This is a genomic window from Marinomonas sp. GJ51-14, assembly GCF_055808695.1.
This window is the reverse complement of sequence record NZ_CM147879.1, coordinates 267501-285740: the sequence shown is the minus strand read 5'-3', so window position 1 is coordinate 285740 and position 18240 is coordinate 267501. Positions and strand designations below refer to the sequence as shown.

The following is an 18240-nucleotide window of genomic DNA, read 5'->3' as shown; positions in this document are numbered from 1 at the left end:
TATTTGAGGATGACGGTTATCAAATAGAAAAAAGAGAAGACTTTCTGAAGGTAGAAAGTCTTCTTAATGGGAGTCATTATAAGGAAATAATTTAAATCAGAAGCCGACTTATTGACGATGCTAGAAACGGTATTCAGCTCCCACACTTGCTTGGTTGAAGTCAGTTTCAAATTTTGTATTAGAAGATACGTTATCCGCTTCTAAATCCACGTCATACCAAGTGTACTGAGCATTTAGCAAGAAATTTTCAGTAATTTTGAAATTAACACCAGCGCCTAAAAATAAGCTTTTATCGTCTGAACTGCCGGAAAAAGAGGTTACTTGGTAATCTGTTTTATGCCAAAGCTGTCCTGCTTTCGCAAAAACTTCTACGGTTTGGTTTAGTGGAATCGTGCCTTTAATTGCTGCGGTATAACCTGTAGTTTCGGCACTGGCTAAACTGTTGCCATAATGACCAAAATTGATATAGCTGCCTTCTAATGCAATGAAAGTATTTAATCGATAACCTATCACACCTTGTGATACGTCGTTGGTATCATCAAATTCGTCATCGCTTTCTACTTTGAGGTAACCATAGTTACCTCCTACATAAAACCCGCTGTTATTCTCGGTTGAACTGTCTGCTTGTACTGCTGCGCTGAAAGAGGCTAAAGCAATACTACCTGCGATGACGGGAATGAAAAACTTCATGTTATTACTCCTTTTAGTTACTTGTTTGAGAATGTCTTGGAACGAGCTATTACTGTGGAGTATGGTATTTTGAATGGCTAGGTTTTGAGAGGGAGTTGCAGATTAACTTCATCTTCTATTCATTTAATCTAGATAAAAAGCACTTTGTTGATAGTCGTATTTAGAAAATGGCTGAAATATGAAGACTCTAAATTGGAAAGGGTCACTAGAAATACGCGTGAACATATAGGAAAGAAAAAAGCATCAGAGAAAGAAATAAACAGATGCCTTTGGTATTTTTGATCATTAATTTGTTTAGAAACTCTTTAATGAAAGTTTTTGCTTGCGACATTGCCCCATAGGCTTTCAATTTTACGATCTCGTCCACAGCTTAAACGGTAAAAACCATATCGTGCAGGGTTTTTTGTGTAATAGCTCTGGTGATATTCCTCGGCAATATAAAATTCACTGGCGGGAAGGATTTCCGTCACAATTTCATCTGTGAAAGGTTTTGTCTCTTCAACATTTTGTAGTGATGCGTTGAATACGGCTTTTTGTTCTTCATTTCGATAAAACATTGCGGTTTTATAAGGTGCGCCCTTATCACAAAATTGTCCGTATGCATCCGTCGGATCAATGGTTTTCCAAAAGTAATCGGCTAATGTTTTTAGTGAAACCACTTCATCATCAAAGGTGATTTCTACAGCTTCAAAATGACCTGTCCCTTTTGCCGCAACTAGTCGGTAGGTTGGATTTTTTACATGCCCTCCAGTGTAGCCTGACACTACACTAGTTACCCCATCAACGGCTTCGAAATCGGATTCTACACACCAGAAACAGCCTCCGGCAACGATCATGGTTTGTGGCGCAGCAAGTATTGTATTTGTAAATAAGCTAGCGCTTACAATAGTTGTTAACCCTAAAGTACGTTTTAGTAAGGTGCTCTTTGTCATGTTTAGTGCCTTTTTATATGCCATGTTTAGAGGTTTATTCTTTAACTCCACGCTTTAAATGCCGTCTATTACCTTAGATATTAATTATAGAAGAATAGGGTGTTGGCGAATGCTTTTATCCTTATGATATTGTGAACGACATAGATGGTCTTATATAAGATAAATATCGTCATTTGATCTTTAGACGTACTTTGTCTTAGATTTCTTACAATGAATTTTACAAGAGTAAAAAATAATGAATTCCGATACGAATCCAGACGAAAACTACATTCCACCAAAGGTGTGGAAGTGGAATCCTGAAAATGTTGGTAATCTGTCGGTTGTTAATCGTCCTTTTTCTGGTGCGACTCATGAAAAAGTTTTACCTGTTGGTGAATGCTCATTACAGCTTTATTCAATGTCGACACCAAATGGTCAGAAAGTGGCAATCATGCTGGAAGAGCTTTTAGATCAAGGTGTTAGTAATGCTGGGTACGATGCTCATCTGATTAATATAAGAAAAGGCGAGCAATTTTCTTCTGGTTTTGTCGAGATCAATCCTAACTCGAAAACTCCAGCCTTGATGGATTATGATACAACACCACCAACACGAGTATTTGAGTCTGGTTCTATCTTGCAATATCTTGCAGATAAGTTTGATGCGTTGGTACCCAAAGACCATGCAGGTAAAACAGAGTGTCGTAATTGGTTGTTTTGGCAAATGGGGTGCGCCCCTTATCTCGGTGGTGGTTTTGGACATTTTTATTTTTATTCATCGGTGAGGATGAAGTACCCAGTTGATCGTTTCACAATAGAAGTGAAGCGTGAATTAGATGTGCTGGATAAGCATTTGGCAAAGAATCTTTATATGGCAGGTGGTGAATACTCAATTGCTGATATCGCGATTTGGCCTTGGTACGGAAACCTTGTACTGGGTAATTTGTACGGCGCGTCGGAATTCCTTGATGTAGCAAGTTACAAGCATCTAGTGCGCTGGGCGAAAAGTATTGAACAGCGTCCAGCGGTTCAGCGTGGTATTGAAGTTAATCGTATTTGAAGCGATGCTACTTTTAAAGTAGCTGGCCGTTCTGATTTGTGTGAACTGGATTTATCTTAGTAGCCACATAATTTCTTTGTTGTTGAAAAAGGGATGACTAATAACGATAGTCATCCCTTTTTTGTTGAGTTTGGTCATAAGAAATAGTTATTTATGATTCAGACCATCATATTGGTCCAAGTTCGGTTTATAATTTGGATTAATACTACAAATAGATTAAGGGTAAATTAATGGCATTTGTTGGCACGTTTATTTCGGCCTTTCCAATTCTTTTGCTTATTTGGTTAATGACTAAAAAACAAGCAATTCCATCTCATATTGCATTGCCTATTTCAGCCTTGTTGGTTGGCGCTATTCAACTGTTTTATTTTCAGGCTGATGGGCGATTATTGAGTGCAAACATTATCTCTGGAGTGTTATCTGTCATTACACCTATTTCAATTATTGCTGGAGCAATTTTACTAAATAGAGTCTTGGCTATCTCAGGAGCTGAAGGTGTTATTGCTCGATGGTTGGAATCTATTAGTACAAATGCCATTGCGCAGTTAATGATTATTGGTTGGGCGTTTGCTTTTATGCTGGAAGGAGCCTCAGGTTTCGGTACGCCTGCAGCGATTGCTGCGCCTATGTTGGTTGGTTTAGGGTTTAACCCTTTAAAAGTCGCTATTCTTGCTCTTGTGATGAATTCTGTTCCTGTGTCGTTTGGTGCTGTAGGTACACCTATTTGGTTTGGCTTGGATGCACTGAATTTAGGTCAGGAACAGACTCTTGAAGTCGCAACGCAAACGGCATTAATCAATCTAATGGCTGCGTTTGTTATTCCTGTTTTAGCCTTAAATTTTCTCGTGAGTTGGCAGATGATCCGCCAAAATATAACATTCATTTTTCTAAGTATTTTATCTTGTACGGTTCCATATTATTGGATTGCAACTTGGAATTATGAATTTCCGTCTCTCATTGGAGGGGCAATCGGGTTGATGGTCAGCATTGTTTTAGCTAAGCAAAATGTTGGTTTGAAAGCAGGAGAGAATGACCTTCCTAAAGGGAGTGGCGTGCCATTTGAAAAGCTTATTCTTGCTTTGTTTCCATTAATATTATTGATTGCGATTTTGATTGTGACTCGCATTGGTCAGCTTGGTATAAAAGATTTATTAACAGACATGAACCTATGGTTTGGCTTTGATTTTGGTGGTACGTATTTTAGTGTTAGTCAGGCTCTTGTGTTGTCCGCGGAAAACATTTTACAAACACCAGTTAGTTGGTCGTATAAAACACTCTATGTACCTGCTTTGATCCCATTCTTATTAGTTGTTCTTATTTCTATTCCTCTTTTGAAAATGTCACGAGGTAATGTTCTAGAGGCATTTTCTGATACTGGTCGCCGAATAAAATTGCCACTGGTTTCTTTGGCTTCAGCGCTCATTATGGTGAATTTTATGATGTTGGGTGGCGAACATTCACCTATCTTTTTTATCGCTAATGCATTTTCTGGTGTGACTGGTGATAATTGGTCTTATTTCTCTGCTTTTCTAGGTGCATTAGGTAGTTTCTTTTCGGGTTCAGCAACGGTTTCTAATTTAACCTTTGGCGCTATTCAACAGAGTATTGCAGTACAGGTGGGTTTGCCTGTGTCTGTTATCTTAGCTTTACAGTCAGCAGGTGCTGCTATGGGAAATATGGTTTGTATTAACAATATTATTGCTGTTTCAACTATCTTAGGCATTGCTAATAAAGAAGGCTATATTATTAAACAAACTATTGTTCCTATGATGGCTTATGGTTTGATTGCAGCAATAGTTGGTGCATTTTTGATAACCTTCTAACATAGCTTTCTATGTTTTATTGGGTATATTTAATGTAATGAGTTGGATAGCTTACTAACATTGATCGGTTATGTTTTGTATCGATATTAAATAGGATTCTCCCAATATGTTGTTATGGCAATGGGCACTTATCGCGTCAAGCGTGTTGTTTTTTTTGATTTTTGTATTTGTTTTCTTTCGCTATTTATCGGTAAGAAAAGCGGCGACCGATCTGGGGGTTACTTTAAAAAGCGATAATAGCGGTGGTGATGAATCCCAAAGTGTGTCTTCTGAAGAAAAAGAACAATGGCTACTTTTATTAAGACAGCAAAAAAAATATGCGTTGAATTACTTGCAGGGCTGCCTAATTCTGATTTTCAAGGAAAGGCATCATTGTCCTGTTGGTCGATTTTCTTAGATATTGAAATACATATTATTGAGCATTCTGTGCCTGATTCAAAGGTCATTGGGTTGTTAGAAGTCTTTAAGCAAATTCTAGCTAAGATAGATCGCGCTCAAGAAATTGATGATCTATTTAAATCGTTAAAAGTAAATCAATCCTTATTGAGTGAGCTGAATAAAGTTATTCAAAAAGCTGAAGAGAAAGTTTCATCTCAAGTTGATATTACATCAGAGCTAAATAAACGCCTCAATCAAATCCAAAAGCAACTTGCACAAGAAGCTGAGTTGGATGCATCACTTGCATCCTTACGAGCAGAAATAGCCAGTATGTGTGAGCTTGCGGAAAGACTTAAGTTACACCTAGCAGAGATAAAAGAAGAGGGTGAAAATAACGCCTATGTTGATGCCTTAGAAGCGTTTTTAAATGAAGCTGATCAATCTGTGTTTTTAGATGCGATGCGTTCGGAATTGGATGATAAAATCGCTGATTTGAAGCAGTTCGCAGCTTATCAAAAAAATATTATTGCGGAGTTAAAGGAACAGGTTCGTAAAGCTAAACATAGTCAAGATGGTGATAAACATGTTGGTATTTATGATGTTTCTATTGCTAGGTTAGAAAAGTCTCTTTTAGATAGCAGTCGAGTCGTGAAGCACCTAGAGGCAAAACTAGAAAGTCTACAAACTATTAAATACAACCTTAATATTGATATTATTAAACGAGACGAAGCCCTAAAGCAGAAAGAAAGCTTACTTGAGGAGAAAGGGAAAAAAGAGCCTCAAGGCATAGACATATATGACGTGTTTAATGAAGAGCGCAGTACGATGAAAAATATGGAGGATTCACTTCATCGAGAGTCATATACTGAAGAATCAGATGCTTTTGCTAGCGAACAGGCATCTAAAATTAGTTCTTTGAGGTTAATGGTAAATGAGTCGGAGCTCTATGTAGAAATGTTAGAAAGGGATTTAGACAAGGCACATCTTTTACGAGAGAGCTTAGAGCATAAGTTGCTTCATCCAAATAGTCCATCAGATACTTTAACAGACGGCGTGGATGATCTTGATGTAGTTGAACAGCAAGACCTAGAAGAAATCGAAAACCTTAAAGAAGTGAATGACGAATTAGAATCTGAACGAAAACGTTTAGAGGCAGAGCTGCGTAGTAGTGGCGCTCAGTCTGATGAATTCATTAAATTACAGGGAAGAGTTGAAGAGTTAGACGGTAAAATTGCCACAGTTCAGGAAAAGTACGTTGAGATGGAGGAGCGTTATTTAGCTGCTCTTATGGCAAAGGAGGATGAATAAAAAATTAATATTCATCCTTTGGTGATATAGCGTATTTAATTTCATCAAAACTAAACCCCCTGTATTGAAGGTAACGAGACTGTTTACTTTTCTCTCTAAAATCTTTGGTCGTTTCTTCACCAAACCTTCTTTCTTTTAATTGTTTGGCGAGTTCAAACCAATCTACTTCAGCGTTGTCTACAGCCTCTTTTGCTAATGTGTTGTTCACTCCTTTTTGTATTAATTCTTGCAGTATGCGATTAGCTCCAAGAGGTTTGCTTATTCTACTTCTGACAAAAATTTCTGCGAAGCGTTCGTCGTTTAGATAGTTGATTTCTTTAAGTCTTTCTATTGTTGATGCTATTTCCTCTTCTGTATGCCCTTTGGTTTTTAACTTAGTGGCGAGTTCTTTAGATGCATGTTCTCTATGGCTTAATAATGATAAAGCCTGGTCGAAGACAGAGAGTGTTTGACCCTTCATATTTTATCTCATGATATTTTTTTGATGTTGTTATTTTAGCAAGTGAATTTGATACTTACATTTATTTTATATTAATCTTCATATTTTTTAATTTATGGTTTTTTATTCTTTAATATGTATATAAATAAGATGATAAAACTAAATATCTTGTGTAAATATAGCTGATATGACTTTTATGTGAATTTGGAGCGTTGTTATGCGTATTTGTGTACTCGGGGCTGGTGTTGTTGGTCTTACTTCTGCGTACTATTTGACGAAAAAAGGGTATCAAGTGACGGTAATTGACCGTCAAGCAGATGTGGCTCTGGAGACTAGTTTTGCTAATGCTGGACAAATTTCTCCAGGTTACTCTGCTCCTTGGGCGGCTCCTGGAATTCCATTAAAGGCGATCAAGTGGCTAATGCAGAAGCATGCTCCATTAAGAATCAGTGCCGAGCCTGAGTTTAAGAAAATAGAATGGATGATTAAGATGTTGGGGCAGTGTACAAACAGTGCCTACAATACAAATAAGTCCAGAATGATGATGTTGGCGGAATACAGTCGAGATCAATTTATTGAGCTGAGAAAAGACATTGGTATTGAATATCAAGATGGTCAAGGTGGCACTTTACAATTATTCAGAAAGACAGAGCAAGTTGACGCTGCTCAAAAAGACATTAAGGTGCTTAAAGCATTAGGTGTACCTCATGAGTTATTAACTCCTGAGCAGATTGCATTGATTGAGCCAGGGTTAAGTTCGGTGATTGATAAGTTTCAAGGTGGCTTGCGTCTTACCGGTGATGAAACAGGCGACTGTTATTTGTTTTGCAAGTCGCTTAAAACTACTTGTGAAGAGTTGGGTGTTACCTTCCAATTTAATTCAGATATTAAGTCATTAAGTGTCAAATCTAACAAGATTGATGGCGTTGTTACTCAATTAGGCCTGCAAGAATTTGACAAGGTTTTAGTTTGTTTAGGCAGCTATTCAAAAGAATTGCTGAAAGCCTGTGATATTGATATTCCCGTATATCCAGTAAAAGGTTATTCATTGACTGTTCCTATCTCCGATACTAGCTATGCACCAATTTCTACTGTTATGGATGAAACCTACAAAGTAGCCGTTACTCGTCTTGGTGATCGTATTCGTGCTGCTGGAACGGCTGAATTGGCAGGTTATAATTTAGATCTTCCTAAGTCTAGAACGGAAACCATTAGCCATGTTGTAGGCGATTTATTTGGTAAAGGCTGTGACTTAGCTGAGGCGGAGTATTGGACCGGTTTACGCCCAATGACGCCTGATGGGACACCAGTTGTTGGTGCAAGTGGTATTGGTGGTTTGTACTTAAATACAGGTCATGGAACATTAGGTTGGACAATGAGTTGTGGTTCTGCAGCTGTGATTGCAGATATCATAGCCGGAGACAAAACAGATATCGATTCTCAAGATCTATCTGTTGAACGTTATAAGAAATAAGGATTAGAAATGGCAAGACCACTAACCGCAACGATAGACCTAAACGCAATTCTACAAAACTATCGTTATGCGAAAAAACTTCAGCCAACCTGTAAGGCGTTTGCTGTTGTTAAAAGTAATGCTTATGGTCATGGTGCTATTCAAGTTGCGCAACATCTTGATGACGAGGTTGATGCTTTCGCTGTCGCGGCTATTGAAGAGGCTATGGCCCTTCGAGATGCAGGCGTAAAGTCTCCTGTTATGTTACTTGAGGGAGTTTTTGAGGCCAATGAGTGGGCCTTATGCGAGCAGCATGGTTTTTGGGCAGCAATAGAAAATGAATTTCAGCTTGAATGGTTGTTTGCGAGTAAAGTGCAAATCGGAAAAATCTTTGTCAAGCTTGATACGGGTATGCGTCGTTTAGGTGTGGATAAAGATAATGCTCAAGTGCTGGTGGAAAGATTAAAAGCAAGCGGTCAGGTAGATGAGGTGTTATTGATGACCCATTTTGCCTGTGCTGATGATTTGTCTGACATCACGACAATGGAGCAGCTAACGTACTTCGAAAAAACACGCCATGAAATAGGTCATATTGAAGCAAGTGTTGCGAACTCTGCTGCAATCATGAAATGGTCTGTTCCTGAAGGTGGGTGGATTCGCCCGGGGATCATGCTTTATGGTATTTCACCGTTTGCAGGGTTGACTGGTCAGCAATTAGGTTTGGCTCCGGCAATGACCTTGTCCTCGAAGGTTATCTCTGTGCGTTTTTTAAAGCAGGGTGATAAAGTTGGTTACGGTTTATCCTATGAAGCAACAGATGATCATCAATTGGCAACAGTAGCTGTTGGTTATGGTGATGGTTACCCTCGCCATGCGCAAGGCGGTGCACCATTGAAAATAAATGGTATGCCTGCTGTGTTAGCTGGGCGAGTTTCGATGGACATGATTACGGTTAAATTAGCGAATTCCGATCAACCGCTTGAAATTGGCCAAGATGTCGTTTTATGGGGAGAGGAGGTTCCTGTCGAAGAGGTAGCTGATTTCGCCGATACAATTGGTTATGAGTTGGTGACTAGAATGACTTCTCGTCCTCATTATCGTTATCAAGCTCTTAACGAAATCAAATAACAACCCCTTAAATAATTCCCTATAAAGCCTCGATTCATCTGGAAAAGAGGCTTTAGTTTAAGAATTGTACAAAATAACCTTAAAATTCTACGGTTTCTTTTGAAAATACCTATCCTTTGAGTGTACTATTTTGTGCTTTTCGTTGCACGGAATCGGTTCTTGTTAATATACCATTCACGCAATCCAATTCGTCCTGACAAACAGAGATAGAGACGCACCTTATTATGAAGAGTTCTGAGTTACGCCAATCATTTTTATCGTATTTCGAAAGTAAGCAGCATCAGATTGTAGAATCTAGCTCTCTGATTCCTGGTAATGATCCAACCTTGCTGTTTACAAACGCAGGTATGGTTCAGTTTAAGGATGTATTTTTGGGTGAAGATCAACGCCCATATACACGTGCAACAACGTCTCAGCGTTGTGTTCGTGCTGGTGGCAAACATAATGATCTTGAAAACGTTGGTTATACTGCGCGCCATCATACTTTCTTCGAAATGTTAGGTAACTTCAGCTTCGGTGATTATTTCAAAAAAGAAGCTATTTCATATGCTTGGGAATTTCTAACGGATGTTCTGAAGTTACCAAAAGAAAAGCTTCTAGTGACGGTTTACGCAGACGATGATGAAGCTTTCGATTTTTGGCATGAAATGATTGGTGTGCCGAAAGAGAAAATTATTCGTATTGGTGATAATAAAGGTGGTCGCTATCAGTCTGATAATTTCTGGGCGATGGGCGATACAGGTCCTTGTGGTCCTTGTTCTGAAGTGTTTTACGATCATGGTGAACACATCTGGGGCGGGCCTCCAGGGTCACCGGAAGAGGATGGCGATCGCTTTATAGAGATCTGGAACGTCGTTTTTATGCAGTTTAATCGTTCTGCTGATGGTTCTATGGCGCCTTTGCCTAAGCCTTCTGTTGATACTGGTATGGGGCTTGAGCGAATTGCCGCCATTCTGCAAGGCGTACACAGTAACTACGAAATTGATTTGTTTCAAAACCTGATTACAGCGTCCGCAAAAGCAGTTGGCACTAATGATCTAGCTTCTCAGTCATTAAAAGTTATTGCAGATCACATCCGTTCTTGTTCGTTCATGATTGTGGATGGTGTGATTCCGTCGAATGAAGGTCGAGGTTATGTATTGCGTCGCATTATTCGTCGAGCTGTACGTCACGGTAACAAGTTAGGTCAAAAAGATGTTTTCTTCCATAAATTGGTAGAAGCGCTTGATATCGAAATGGGCGATGCATACCCAGAACTACGTAAGCTTAAAGATCGTGTGACATCTATTCTTCTAAAAGAAGAAGAGCAATTTGCTAAGACGCTTGATCAAGGTATGAAAATTCTTGAAGAGGCAATTTCTCAGTTAGGTGAGAAAAAAATCATACCTGGCGAAACTGTTTTTAAGCTATATGACACTTTTGGGTTTCCAGCAGATTTGACTAATGATGTTGCTCGTGAGAATGGCCTGGAAATAGATGAGGTTGGTTTTGATAAGGCGATGGACGAGCAACGCAATAGAGCCCGTTCAGCTAGTAATTTTTCAATGGACATGTCTGGCGGTGTAACAATTGACAGTGTTACTGAGTTCACAGGTTATGATAATTTGCATGCTCAGTGTGAAGTTGAATCTATTTTGGTGGATGGTGTTGCTGTTGATTCAATCGAAGCGGGTCAATTTGCTGCTGTTGTTTTGAAAAGTACGCCTTTTTATGGTGAATCAGGTGGTCAAGTCGGCGACAAAGGTTGGTTGCGCGGCCCTGGTGCTTTTAAAGTGTCGAATACAACGAAGCAGGCGAAAGCACATCTGCATCAAGGTGAGTTAAAAGAAGGTCGTCTTACTGTTGGTGATCTGGTAACCGGGGAAGTCGATCGTTCTTTGCGTATGGCAACAACTTTAAATCATTCTGCAACACATCTAATGCACGAAGCGCTTCGTCGTATTCTAGGTGACCATGTTACTCAGAAAGGTTCTTTGGTAGATCCTGAGCGTTTGCGTTTTGATTTCTCTCATTTTGAAGGTGTAACGCCAGCTGAGATTGAGCAGATTGAAGATATGGTAAATGAGCAAATTCGTTTGAACCGCCCTGTAGAAACTGACCTTATGGATGTTGAGTCCGCAAAAGCCAAAGGTGCGATGGCATTATTTGGTGAGAAGTACGACAGTGAGGTACGTGTCTTAACAATGGGTGCGGATTATTCCATCGAACTTTGTGGTGGTACGCATGTTGAGCGTACAGGTGATATCGGTTTGTTCAAGATAGTTGCTGAAAGTGGTATTGCTGCTGGCGTACGTCGAATTGAAGCGTTAACGGGTAAAGCGGCAATTGACAATACCCGTCATATTGAATCTTTACTTGGCAGTGTTGCGGGCTTGGTTAAAGGCAATAAAGAAAACGCTTTCGATAAAGTGGTTGCTTTGAATGATCATGCTCGTAGTTTGCAAAAAGAGTTAGAGGTTCTTAAAGGTAAAATGGCTGCTCTGGCGGGTGCGGACCTAGCATCTCAAGCTGTTGCTATTGAAGGTGGTAAGTTGTTGGTTGCTCAAGTTGATGTGGCAGATCTAAAAGAATTGCGTGATTTGCTTGATGAGTTGAAAAGTAAATTAGAGTCTGCTGTTGTTTTATTAGCCTCAGTTAATGATGGCAAAGTGAGCCTTATTGCAGGCGTTACAAAAGAGTTAACGAAGAAAGTAAAAGCAGGCGACCTTATTAAGATGGTTGCGCCTTTGGTTGATGGTAAAGGCGGTGGCCGACCAGATATGGCTCAAGCGGGTGGTAATAATCCAGATGGTTTACCAGAGGCTCTTGCTTTAGTCCCAGGTTGGGTTGCTGAAAGAGTTTAACTTGACCAGCTCTAATTGAGCTTTGATGTAGGTAATAGATAGATTATGGCGTTGTTAGTTCAAAAATATGGTGGCACTTCTGTTGGTACGGTTGAGCGTATTGAAGCGGTTGCAGATAGGGTCTATAAGCACAAGCAGAAAGGCGATGATATTGTTGTCGTTGTTTCTGCTATGAGTGGTGAGACAAACAGACTAATCGACCTTGCGAAAAGTGTGACGCCTTCACCAAGTGCTCGAGAGATGGATGTTTTGCTTTCGACAGGTGAGCAAGTAACTATTGCGCTTTTATCTATGGCTTTAATGAGGCGCGGACTTGATGCTCGCTCTTATACCGGCTCGCAGATTCGTATTACGACTGACAATGCTCATGGTAAAGCTCGGATTCAAAAAATTGATACTGAAGCAATGAGAGCTGACTTGGATGCTGGTCGAGTTGTTGTGGCTGCAGGTTTTCAGGGAGCAGATGAGTTCGGCAATATTACAACGTTAGGGCGAGGTGGTTCTGATACGACAGGTGTTGCTTTAGCTGCGGCTTTAAAGGCAGATGAATGTCAGATTTATACAGACGTTGATGGTGTTTATACAACAGATCCTCGTGTTGTGGACAGTGCACGGCGCTTAGATAAAATTACTTTTGAAGAAATGTTGGAAATGGCGAGTTTGGGTTCAAAAATATTACAGATTCGCTCTGTTGAATTTGCTGGAAAATATCAAGTGCCTTTGAGGGTGTTGTCTAGTTTTGTCGAAGGCAAAGGTACGTTAATTACAACTGAGGGGAATAAGAGTATGGAGCAGCCGGCTGTTTCTGGTATAGCATTCAATAGAGATGAAGCGAAACTAACTTTGAAAGGTGTTCCTGATATTCCGGGAATTGCTTCACGTATTCTTGGTCCTATTAGTGATGCCAACATTGAAGTGGATATGATTGTTCAGAATGTATCTGTGGACGGTACAACAGACTTTACCTTTACCGTGCATCGTAATGAATATGATCAGGCTTTATCTACTCTCAACGTTATTGCAGAAGAGTTGGGAGCTAAAAGTGTATTGTCTGATGCGAAAATAGCTAAAGTGTCTATTGTAGGTGTTGGTATGCGATCTCATGCTGGCGTAGCAAGTTCTATGTTTAGAGCGTTGGCTGCAGAGTCTATTAATATTCAGTTGATTTCAACATCAGAAATTAAAGTATCGGTGATTATCGATGAAAAATATATGGAATTGGCCGTTCGTGCATTACATTCAGCCTTTAAATTGGGTGATTGTGCAAATGGTGTGAGTGAAACGTAACAATTGGATACATAAAAGCTTACTACCAGAGATGGTTTAATATATACCCAGAAGCTATAATTTGTTTTGTAGGAATTGCCCTACACAGTGTGTAACGGCAATTCATCTAGACAAATTTGGAAGTTATTTCAGGGAAAATATTATTATGCTTATTTTAACTCGTCGTGTTGGTGAAACCCTAATGGTTGGTGATGAGGTATCAGTCACAGTGTTGGGTGTAAAAGGGAATCAAGTCCGTATCGGTATTAACGCACCTAAAGACGTTTCTGTTCACCGTGAAGAGATTTATCTCCGTATTCAGAAAGAGCAAGACGGACAAGATACCGAAGAGTAATTTTTTAAAAAAAATTCTCAAAAAGTCTTTACATGTTTTTTTTGCAGTATATACTACGCCGCACTTGTTTGGAGAGTTGGCCGAGTGGCCGAAGGCGCTCCCCTGCTAAGGGAGTATGGGGTGAAACTCATCGAGGGTTCGAATCCCTCACTCTCCGCCATCAAGTGTGTCTTTTCAGAGACTATCCTCTTTGAATAAAAAAGACAGGAATTGTGGTTACGCACCCGTAGCTCAGCTGGATAGAGTACTCGGCTACGAACCGAGCGGTCAGAGGTTCGAATCCTCTCGGGTGCACCATTCCAAAAAAAGTATTTGAAGCTATCCTCTTTAAATTACTTTCGTAAATAAAGTATTGCTATGCACCCGTAGCTCAGCTGGATAGAGTACTCGGCTACGAACCGAGCGGTCAGAGGTTCGAATCCTCTCGGGTGCACCATTACTAAAAAGCATTTCAAGTTATTTTCTTTAAGTGTTGCATTAAAAAAAATTATTGAGCACCCGTAGCTCAGCTGGATAGAGTACTCGGCTACGAACCGAGCGGTCAGAGGTTCGAATCCTCTCGGGTGCACCATTAATTTCCTTCCATTTGGTTGATCTTTTTTTATTTCCTTAGTGTTAACTTAATATTTTCTGAAAATTCAATGATGCTCTTGCTTCGTCTTAATGAATCTAGGTTATCTTTTATACTTGCATATTCAAAGCGTAAATGACCGCACCATTGCTTTAGCCTTCCTAGTGTCGCTACTTCATCGTACTCTTCCTGTAGTTGAGTTGTATAATCAGCAAATAATTCGATGAGATTGTTTTGATGGTCATTTTTTTCTTTACCTTGAAGTTCTTCTCGTAAGTCTTGAAAAAGGAAAGGGTTGTTGAGTGAGCCTCTGCCGATCATGAAGTGATTGCACCCTGAAATCGATTGGCATTTTAGTAATGATTCCTTGTTTGTAATGTCACCATTCGCTACGACCAGCATATTGGTTCTATCTTGTATTTCACCGATTTTTTCCCAGCGTGCAGGTGGCTTGTAGCCATCTTTTTTGGTTCTGCCGTGAATGGTTAGTTTGTTTGTGCCTGCGGCTTCTATTGCTGCCACGTTATCAAAAAGCAAGTCTTCGTTTTCGTATCCTAATCGTATTTTTGCTGAGACAATAATGTTTTGGGGGAGTTTTCTGCGTACTGCTTTCATAATGTCATAAAGTGAGTCTGGATTTTGTAATAAGACAGAGCCTCCGCCGTGCCCGTTTACTCGTTTTGCGGGGCAGCCAAAGTTAATGTCAATATGGCTTGCTCCAGCTTCTATTGCATTAAGTGCACTTTCTGCCATGAGTTCTGCATTACTACCAAGTAATTGGGTGTGTACTGGGTGGTTGTATTTTGTGTGAGCGTTATTCTTATTTTCAGGAACCAGTCTCTTGAATGTTGAGGCTGGAATTGGGTATTGGGTTACTCGTATGAATTCAGATACTAGGTAGTTCATTCCACCTATTTTTGAGAGGAGGGATCGCATTGTATGATCCATGACGCCTTCCATTGGTGCGACAGCCAATACTATTGAGTTTTTGGTGTTTGTTTTTTTCAAAATTGAGGGTGCTTTTGATGAATTGTTCACGAAATAAGTCTAACTGTTATGCAAAAAAATATGAAACTGTTCTGGTTTGTGGTAAAAAATAAAACACAAAAAAGAAACAACGCTAATGAGGGTGCATCTGAGCACATTCATCGCTTACAAACAAGGCAAGTGTAAAAAGGTATCAATACTATGAGTGGATTGCTTGAAGACGGAATTGGGTTAATGGTTTTGGGGATGGGGTTCGTGTTTTTGTTCCTGATTATCTTAATTTTCGTAACGGGGTATATGTCTCGTCTGTTGAATCATTTTTTTCCTGAAGTGCAAGTGGCTACTCCTGCAACATCTGCTACACATTCTGTAAATCAATCTTCTATTGATGCTCAAATGGCGGCGGTAATTACTGCGGCGGTGCATCAACATAGAAAAAATAACAATACTAACTAACAGTTTTTACTGAGGCTGAAATATGACAACTACTAAGCAACCTCTGGGTATAACAGACGTCGTTCTGCGTGATGCGCATCAATCCTTATTTGCAACCCGTATGCGTATCGACGATATGCTTCCTATCGCTGAAAAGCTGGATAAGGTTGGATTCTGGTCACTTGAATCTTGGGGGGCGCTACGTTTGATTCTTGTATTCGTTTCATTGGGGAAGATCCATGGGAACGTATCCGAGAGCTTAAGAAGGCTATGCCGAACACGCCTCAGCAAATGTTATTGCGTGGTCAAAATCTTCTTGGCTATCGCCATTATGCTGATGATGTTGTTAATAAGTTTGTTGAGCGTGCAGCATTTAATGGCGTTGATGTGTTCCGTATTTTTGATGCGATGAATGATCCTCGTAATCTAGAGACGGCAATTAAAGCTGTTAAGCAGCAAAATAAACATGCTCAAGGTACGATTTCTTATACAAAGAGCCGCGTTCATACTACGCAGAATTGGGTCGATTATGCGAAGAAGCTAGAAGATATGGGTGCAGACTCTATCGCTATTAAAGATATGTCTGGCATTCTTACTCCGTATGATGCATTTGAATTAGTTGGTTTATTAAAGGCTCAGACTCAGTTAGAAGTTCAATTACATGCCCATGCGACATCTGGTTTGTCAGATATGACGATTCTGAAGGCGATTGAGGCGGGTGTTGATCGTGTTGATACAGCTATTTCATCCATGTCGATGACGTATGGCCACAGTGCAACAGAATCGGTTGTTGCGGCTTTGCAGGGAACTGATCGAGATACTGGTCTAGATTTGACTCTATTAGAAGAAATTGCATCTTACTTTAGAGAAGTCAGAAAAAAATACTCTAAATTTGAAGGGTCACTGCGTGGCACGGATTCACGTATTCTTATTGCCCAAGTTCCTGGTGGTATGTTGACGAATATGGAGAGTCAGCTAAGAGAGCAGGGTGCAGCGGATAAGTTTGATGAGGTTTTGAAAGAGATTCCTAAGGTGCGTGAGGATCTTGGTCTGATTCCTTTGGTTACGCCAACATCGCAAATTGTTGGTACTCAGGCTGTATTGAATGTATTGACGGGTGAGCGATATAAGTCAATCTCTAAAGAGACTGCTGGTATTCTAAAAGGTGAATATGGTGCGGCGCCTGCAGAATTTAATAAAGATTTACAGTCCCGCGTTCTGGATGGGGCGGAAGCCATTACATGTCGCCCAGCAGATCTACTGACTCCTGAGATGGATAAGTTAACAGAAGAGCTGTCTGGATTATCTAAAGAAAAAGGTATCCGTTTAGCGGATGATCAAATTGATGATGTATTGACGTATGCGCTTTTCCCTCAGATTGGTTTGAAGTTTTTACAAAACCGTGGTGATGCGAGTGCTTTTGAGCCTGTGCCTACTATTGATGATGTGCTTGATGCCTCTGCGACGCCTGCTTCTTCTCCGGGTGGTGCAAATGTTTATACAGTTGCGGTTTCTGGCCAGGAGTTTGTAGTGCAAGTGTCAGAAGGTGGTGAAGTGAGTGATATACAGCCAGCAGCGACGTCGTCAGCTCCAGCAACATCCGCCCCCGTTACAGTCTCTTCTGGTGAGGATGTTCCGTCACCATTGGCTGGTAACATTTTCAAAGTTTTGGTGGCTCCGGGGCAGCAAGTATCTGAAGGTGATACTGTGATGATTCTTGAGGCGATGAAGATGGAGACTGAGATATCAGCGCCAAAAACAGGTGTTGTTGGTTCCATTAACGTAAAAGAGGGTGACTCTGTTCAAGTGGGTCAGTCGCTTCTTACTCTGTAGTTATAAGGCAGTTTTAAATAATGGAAAGTAAATTATTAAATCTTTTTCATGATACTGGTTTTTATCAGCTTGAGCTGGGCCAGTTTGTGATGATCTGTGTGGGCTTACTCTTGGTCTTTCTTGCAATTAAGAAAGGCTTTGAGCCTCTTCTATTGTTACCAATTGGTATTGGTGCTGTGTTGGTGAATATTCCAGGAGCTGGTTTTATGGCTGCTCCCGTCTATGATGCTGCTGGTCATATGGTCTCTCCAGGTGGTTTGCAGTATTACATTTACCATGGTGGTATCGAAACGGGGTTGTTTCCTCTGATTATTTTTATGGGGGTCGGTGCCATGACGGATTTTGGTCCTATGTTGGCCAACCCTAAAACATTGTTGCTTGGTGCTGCGGCTCAATTTGGTATCTTTGCTACTGTGATTGGTGCTGTTTTGTTGGGTGCTTCTGGCATTATGGACTTTACTTTAGCTGATGCTGCAGCTATCGGTATTATTGGTGGTGCAGATGGTCCGACTGCAATTTTTGTTGCGAGTCGTCTTGCTCCAGATTTACTTGGTGCTATTGCGGTTGCTGCATACTCTTACATGGCTTTGGTTCCTTTGATTCAGCCACCGATTATGCGTGCATTAACAACACCAGCTGAGCGCTCTATTAAAATGGTTCAGTTACGTGAAGTTTCGAAGCGTGAAAAAATTATCTTTCCGGTTGTTGTAACTGTTTTGGTTGCTATGTTCTTGCCATCAGCGGCGCCATTATTGGGTATGTT

The 18240-nt window shown here is 40.3% G+C and carries 14 protein-coding genes, 4 tRNA genes and 1 pseudogene (1 of these 19 cut by a window edge); 15 read left to right on the top strand and 4 right to left on the bottom strand.

Translation table 11 applies throughout. The annotated features are described in order from the left end of the window. Nucleotides 1-120: 120 nt before the first annotated feature. Together AC0L3Y_RS01380 and msrA are read right to left on the bottom strand one after the other, a co-directional pair. Nucleotides 121-690, bottom strand: coding sequence for a porin family protein (locus AC0L3Y_RS01380; RefSeq protein ID WP_473467826.1), 570 nt, complete (start codon nt 688-690; stop codon nt 121-123). A gap of 305 nt (nt 691-995) precedes the next feature. Beyond that, a complete protein-coding gene (gene msrA, locus AC0L3Y_RS01375) occupies nt 996-1622 on the bottom strand; it encodes a peptide-methionine (S)-S-oxide reductase MsrA (protein WP_473467824.1) in 627 nt (208 codons plus the stop codon). A 235-nt stretch (nt 1623-1857) separates the two neighbouring features. Between msrA and yghU the strand changes: the two genes are divergently transcribed. The 3 genes from yghU to AC0L3Y_RS01360 all read left to right on the top strand — a co-directional run bounded on the left by yghU (nt 1858) and on the right by AC0L3Y_RS01360 (nt 6167). After that, nucleotides 1858-2658, top strand: a complete 801-nt coding sequence (gene yghU / locus AC0L3Y_RS01370) for a glutathione-dependent disulfide-bond oxidoreductase (RefSeq protein ID WP_473467822.1) — start codon at nt 1858-1860, stop codon at nt 2656-2658. 230 nt (nt 2659-2888) lie between these two features. Continuing rightward, nucleotides 2889-4481 (top strand): L-lactate permease, encoded by a 1593-nt coding sequence (locus AC0L3Y_RS01365; RefSeq protein ID WP_473467820.1) that lies wholly within the window; start codon nt 2889-2891, stop codon nt 4479-4481. A gap of 285 nt (nt 4482-4766) precedes the next feature. Further along, nucleotides 4767-6167 (top strand): hypothetical protein, encoded by a 1401-nt coding sequence (locus AC0L3Y_RS01360; RefSeq protein WP_473467818.1) that lies wholly within the window; start codon nt 4767-4769, stop codon nt 6165-6167. 4 nt (nt 6168-6171) lie between these two features. Here AC0L3Y_RS01360 and AC0L3Y_RS01355 read toward each other — a convergent pair whose 3' ends face one another. Beyond that, nucleotides 6172-6627: a regulatory protein RecX gene (locus AC0L3Y_RS01355; RefSeq protein ID WP_473467816.1), complete on the bottom strand. Its 456-nt coding sequence runs from the start codon at nt 6625-6627 to the stop codon at nt 6172-6174. A 196-nt stretch (nt 6628-6823) separates the two neighbouring features. Here AC0L3Y_RS01355 and AC0L3Y_RS01350 point away from each other — a divergent pair, with 196 nt between their 5' ends. From AC0L3Y_RS01350 to AC0L3Y_RS01310, 9 genes are all read left to right on the top strand, one after another. Further along, nucleotides 6824-8080 (top strand): D-amino acid dehydrogenase, encoded by a 1257-nt coding sequence (locus AC0L3Y_RS01350; protein WP_473467814.1) that lies wholly within the window; start codon nt 6824-6826, stop codon nt 8078-8080. Between the two features lie 9 nt (nt 8081-8089). Beyond that, nucleotides 8090-9187 (top strand): alanine racemase, encoded by a 1098-nt coding sequence (gene alr / locus AC0L3Y_RS01345; protein ID WP_473467811.1) that lies wholly within the window; start codon nt 8090-8092, stop codon nt 9185-9187. Nucleotides 9188-9411: 224 nt separating this feature from the next. Continuing rightward, entirely contained in the window at nt 9412-12030 is a 2619-nt protein-coding gene (gene alaS / locus AC0L3Y_RS01340) for an alanine--tRNA ligase (protein ID WP_473467809.1), read from the top strand. A 45-nt stretch (nt 12031-12075) separates the two neighbouring features. Then, on the top strand, nt 12076-13317 hold the full coding sequence (locus AC0L3Y_RS01335; protein ID WP_473467805.1) for an aspartate kinase: 1242 nt from the start codon (nt 12076-12078) through the stop codon (nt 13315-13317). 145 nt (nt 13318-13462) lie between these two features. Further along, the gene (gene csrA / locus AC0L3Y_RS01330) at nt 13463-13651 is read left to right on the top strand and encodes a carbon storage regulator CsrA (RefSeq protein ID WP_036163053.1); all 189 of its coding nucleotides are present in this window, start codon (nt 13463-13465) and stop codon (nt 13649-13651) included. A 70-nt stretch (nt 13652-13721) separates the two neighbouring features. Beyond that, nucleotides 13722-13811: transfer RNA gene (locus AC0L3Y_RS01325), tRNA-Ser, on the top strand. A 60-nt stretch (nt 13812-13871) separates the two neighbouring features. Beyond that, a tRNA-Arg gene (locus AC0L3Y_RS01320) sits at nt 13872-13948 on the top strand. A 62-nt stretch (nt 13949-14010) separates the two neighbouring features. Further along, a tRNA-Arg gene (locus AC0L3Y_RS01315) sits at nt 14011-14087 on the top strand. A gap of 58 nt (nt 14088-14145) precedes the next feature. Further along, nucleotides 14146-14222: transfer RNA gene (locus AC0L3Y_RS01310), tRNA-Arg, on the top strand. Nucleotides 14223-14252: 30 nt separating this feature from the next. Here the strand turns inward: AC0L3Y_RS01310 and AC0L3Y_RS01305 are convergent. Next, complete coding sequence (locus tag AC0L3Y_RS01305; protein ID WP_473470574.1) at nt 14253-15182, bottom strand: tRNA dihydrouridine synthase; 930 nt, start codon at nt 15180-15182, stop codon at nt 14253-14255. Nucleotides 15183-15410: 228 nt separating this feature from the next. Here AC0L3Y_RS01305 and AC0L3Y_RS01300 point away from each other — a divergent pair, with 228 nt between their 5' ends. The 3 genes and pseudogenes from AC0L3Y_RS01300 to AC0L3Y_RS01290 all read left to right on the top strand — a co-directional run. Continuing rightward, nucleotides 15411-15665 carry an OadG family protein gene (locus AC0L3Y_RS01300; RefSeq protein ID WP_473467802.1) on the top strand — a complete coding sequence of 85 codons (255 nt, stop codon included), beginning with the start codon at nt 15411-15413 and terminating at the stop codon, nt 15663-15665. A 22-nt stretch (nt 15666-15687) separates the two neighbouring features. After that, nucleotides 15688-17477: pseudogene (oadA, locus tag AC0L3Y_RS01295) on the top strand (sodium-extruding oxaloacetate decarboxylase subunit alpha). Nucleotides 17478-17497: 20 nt separating this feature from the next. Next, nucleotides 17498-18240, top strand: partial view of a sodium ion-translocating decarboxylase subunit beta gene (locus AC0L3Y_RS01290; protein ID WP_473467799.1) — the 5' portion only. The gene runs 430 nt beyond the window's last position; only the first 743 of its 1173 coding nucleotides appear in the window; its start codon is at nt 17498-17500; its stop codon lies off the right edge, out of view.

Excerpts from the sequence above, each read along its gene's own strand:
- AC0L3Y_RS01300 (WP_473467802.1), top strand. The coding sequence starts at position 15,411 with ATGAGTGGATTGCTTGAAGACGGAATTGGGTTAATGGTTTTGGGGATG.
- AC0L3Y_RS01360 (WP_473467818.1), top strand. The coding sequence starts at position 4,767 with ATGGCTACTTTTATTAAGACAGCAAAAAAAATATGCGTTGAATTACTT.
- AC0L3Y_RS01350 (WP_473467814.1), top strand. The coding sequence starts at position 6,824 with ATGCGTATTTGTGTACTCGGGGCTGGTGTTGTTGGTCTTACTTCTGCG.
- AC0L3Y_RS01305 (WP_473470574.1), bottom strand. The coding sequence starts at position 15,182 with ATGGAAGGCGTCATGGATCATACAATGCGATCCCTCCTCTCAAAAATA.
- AC0L3Y_RS01335 (WP_473467805.1), top strand. The coding sequence starts at position 12,076 with ATGGCGTTGTTAGTTCAAAAATATGGTGGCACTTCTGTTGGTACGGTT.
- AC0L3Y_RS01355 (WP_473467816.1), bottom strand. The coding sequence starts at position 6,627 with ATGAAGGGTCAAACACTCTCTGTCTTCGACCAGGCTTTATCATTATTA.
- alaS (WP_473467809.1), top strand. The coding sequence starts at position 9,412 with ATGAAGAGTTCTGAGTTACGCCAATCATTTTTATCGTATTTCGAAAGT.
- alr (WP_473467811.1), top strand. The coding sequence starts at position 8,090 with ATGGCAAGACCACTAACCGCAACGATAGACCTAAACGCAATTCTACAA.
- AC0L3Y_RS01380 (WP_473467826.1), bottom strand. The coding sequence starts at position 690 with ATGAAGTTTTTCATTCCCGTCATCGCAGGTAGTATTGCTTTAGCCTCT.
- csrA (WP_036163053.1), top strand. The coding sequence starts at position 13,463 with ATGCTTATTTTAACTCGTCGTGTTGGTGAAACCCTAATGGTTGGTGAT.
- yghU (WP_473467822.1), top strand. The coding sequence starts at position 1,858 with ATGAATTCCGATACGAATCCAGACGAAAACTACATTCCACCAAAGGTG.
- msrA (WP_473467824.1), bottom strand. The coding sequence starts at position 1,622 with ATGACAAAGAGCACCTTACTAAAACGTACTTTAGGGTTAACAACTATT.
- AC0L3Y_RS01365 (WP_473467820.1), top strand. The coding sequence starts at position 2,889 with ATGGCATTTGTTGGCACGTTTATTTCGGCCTTTCCAATTCTTTTGCTT.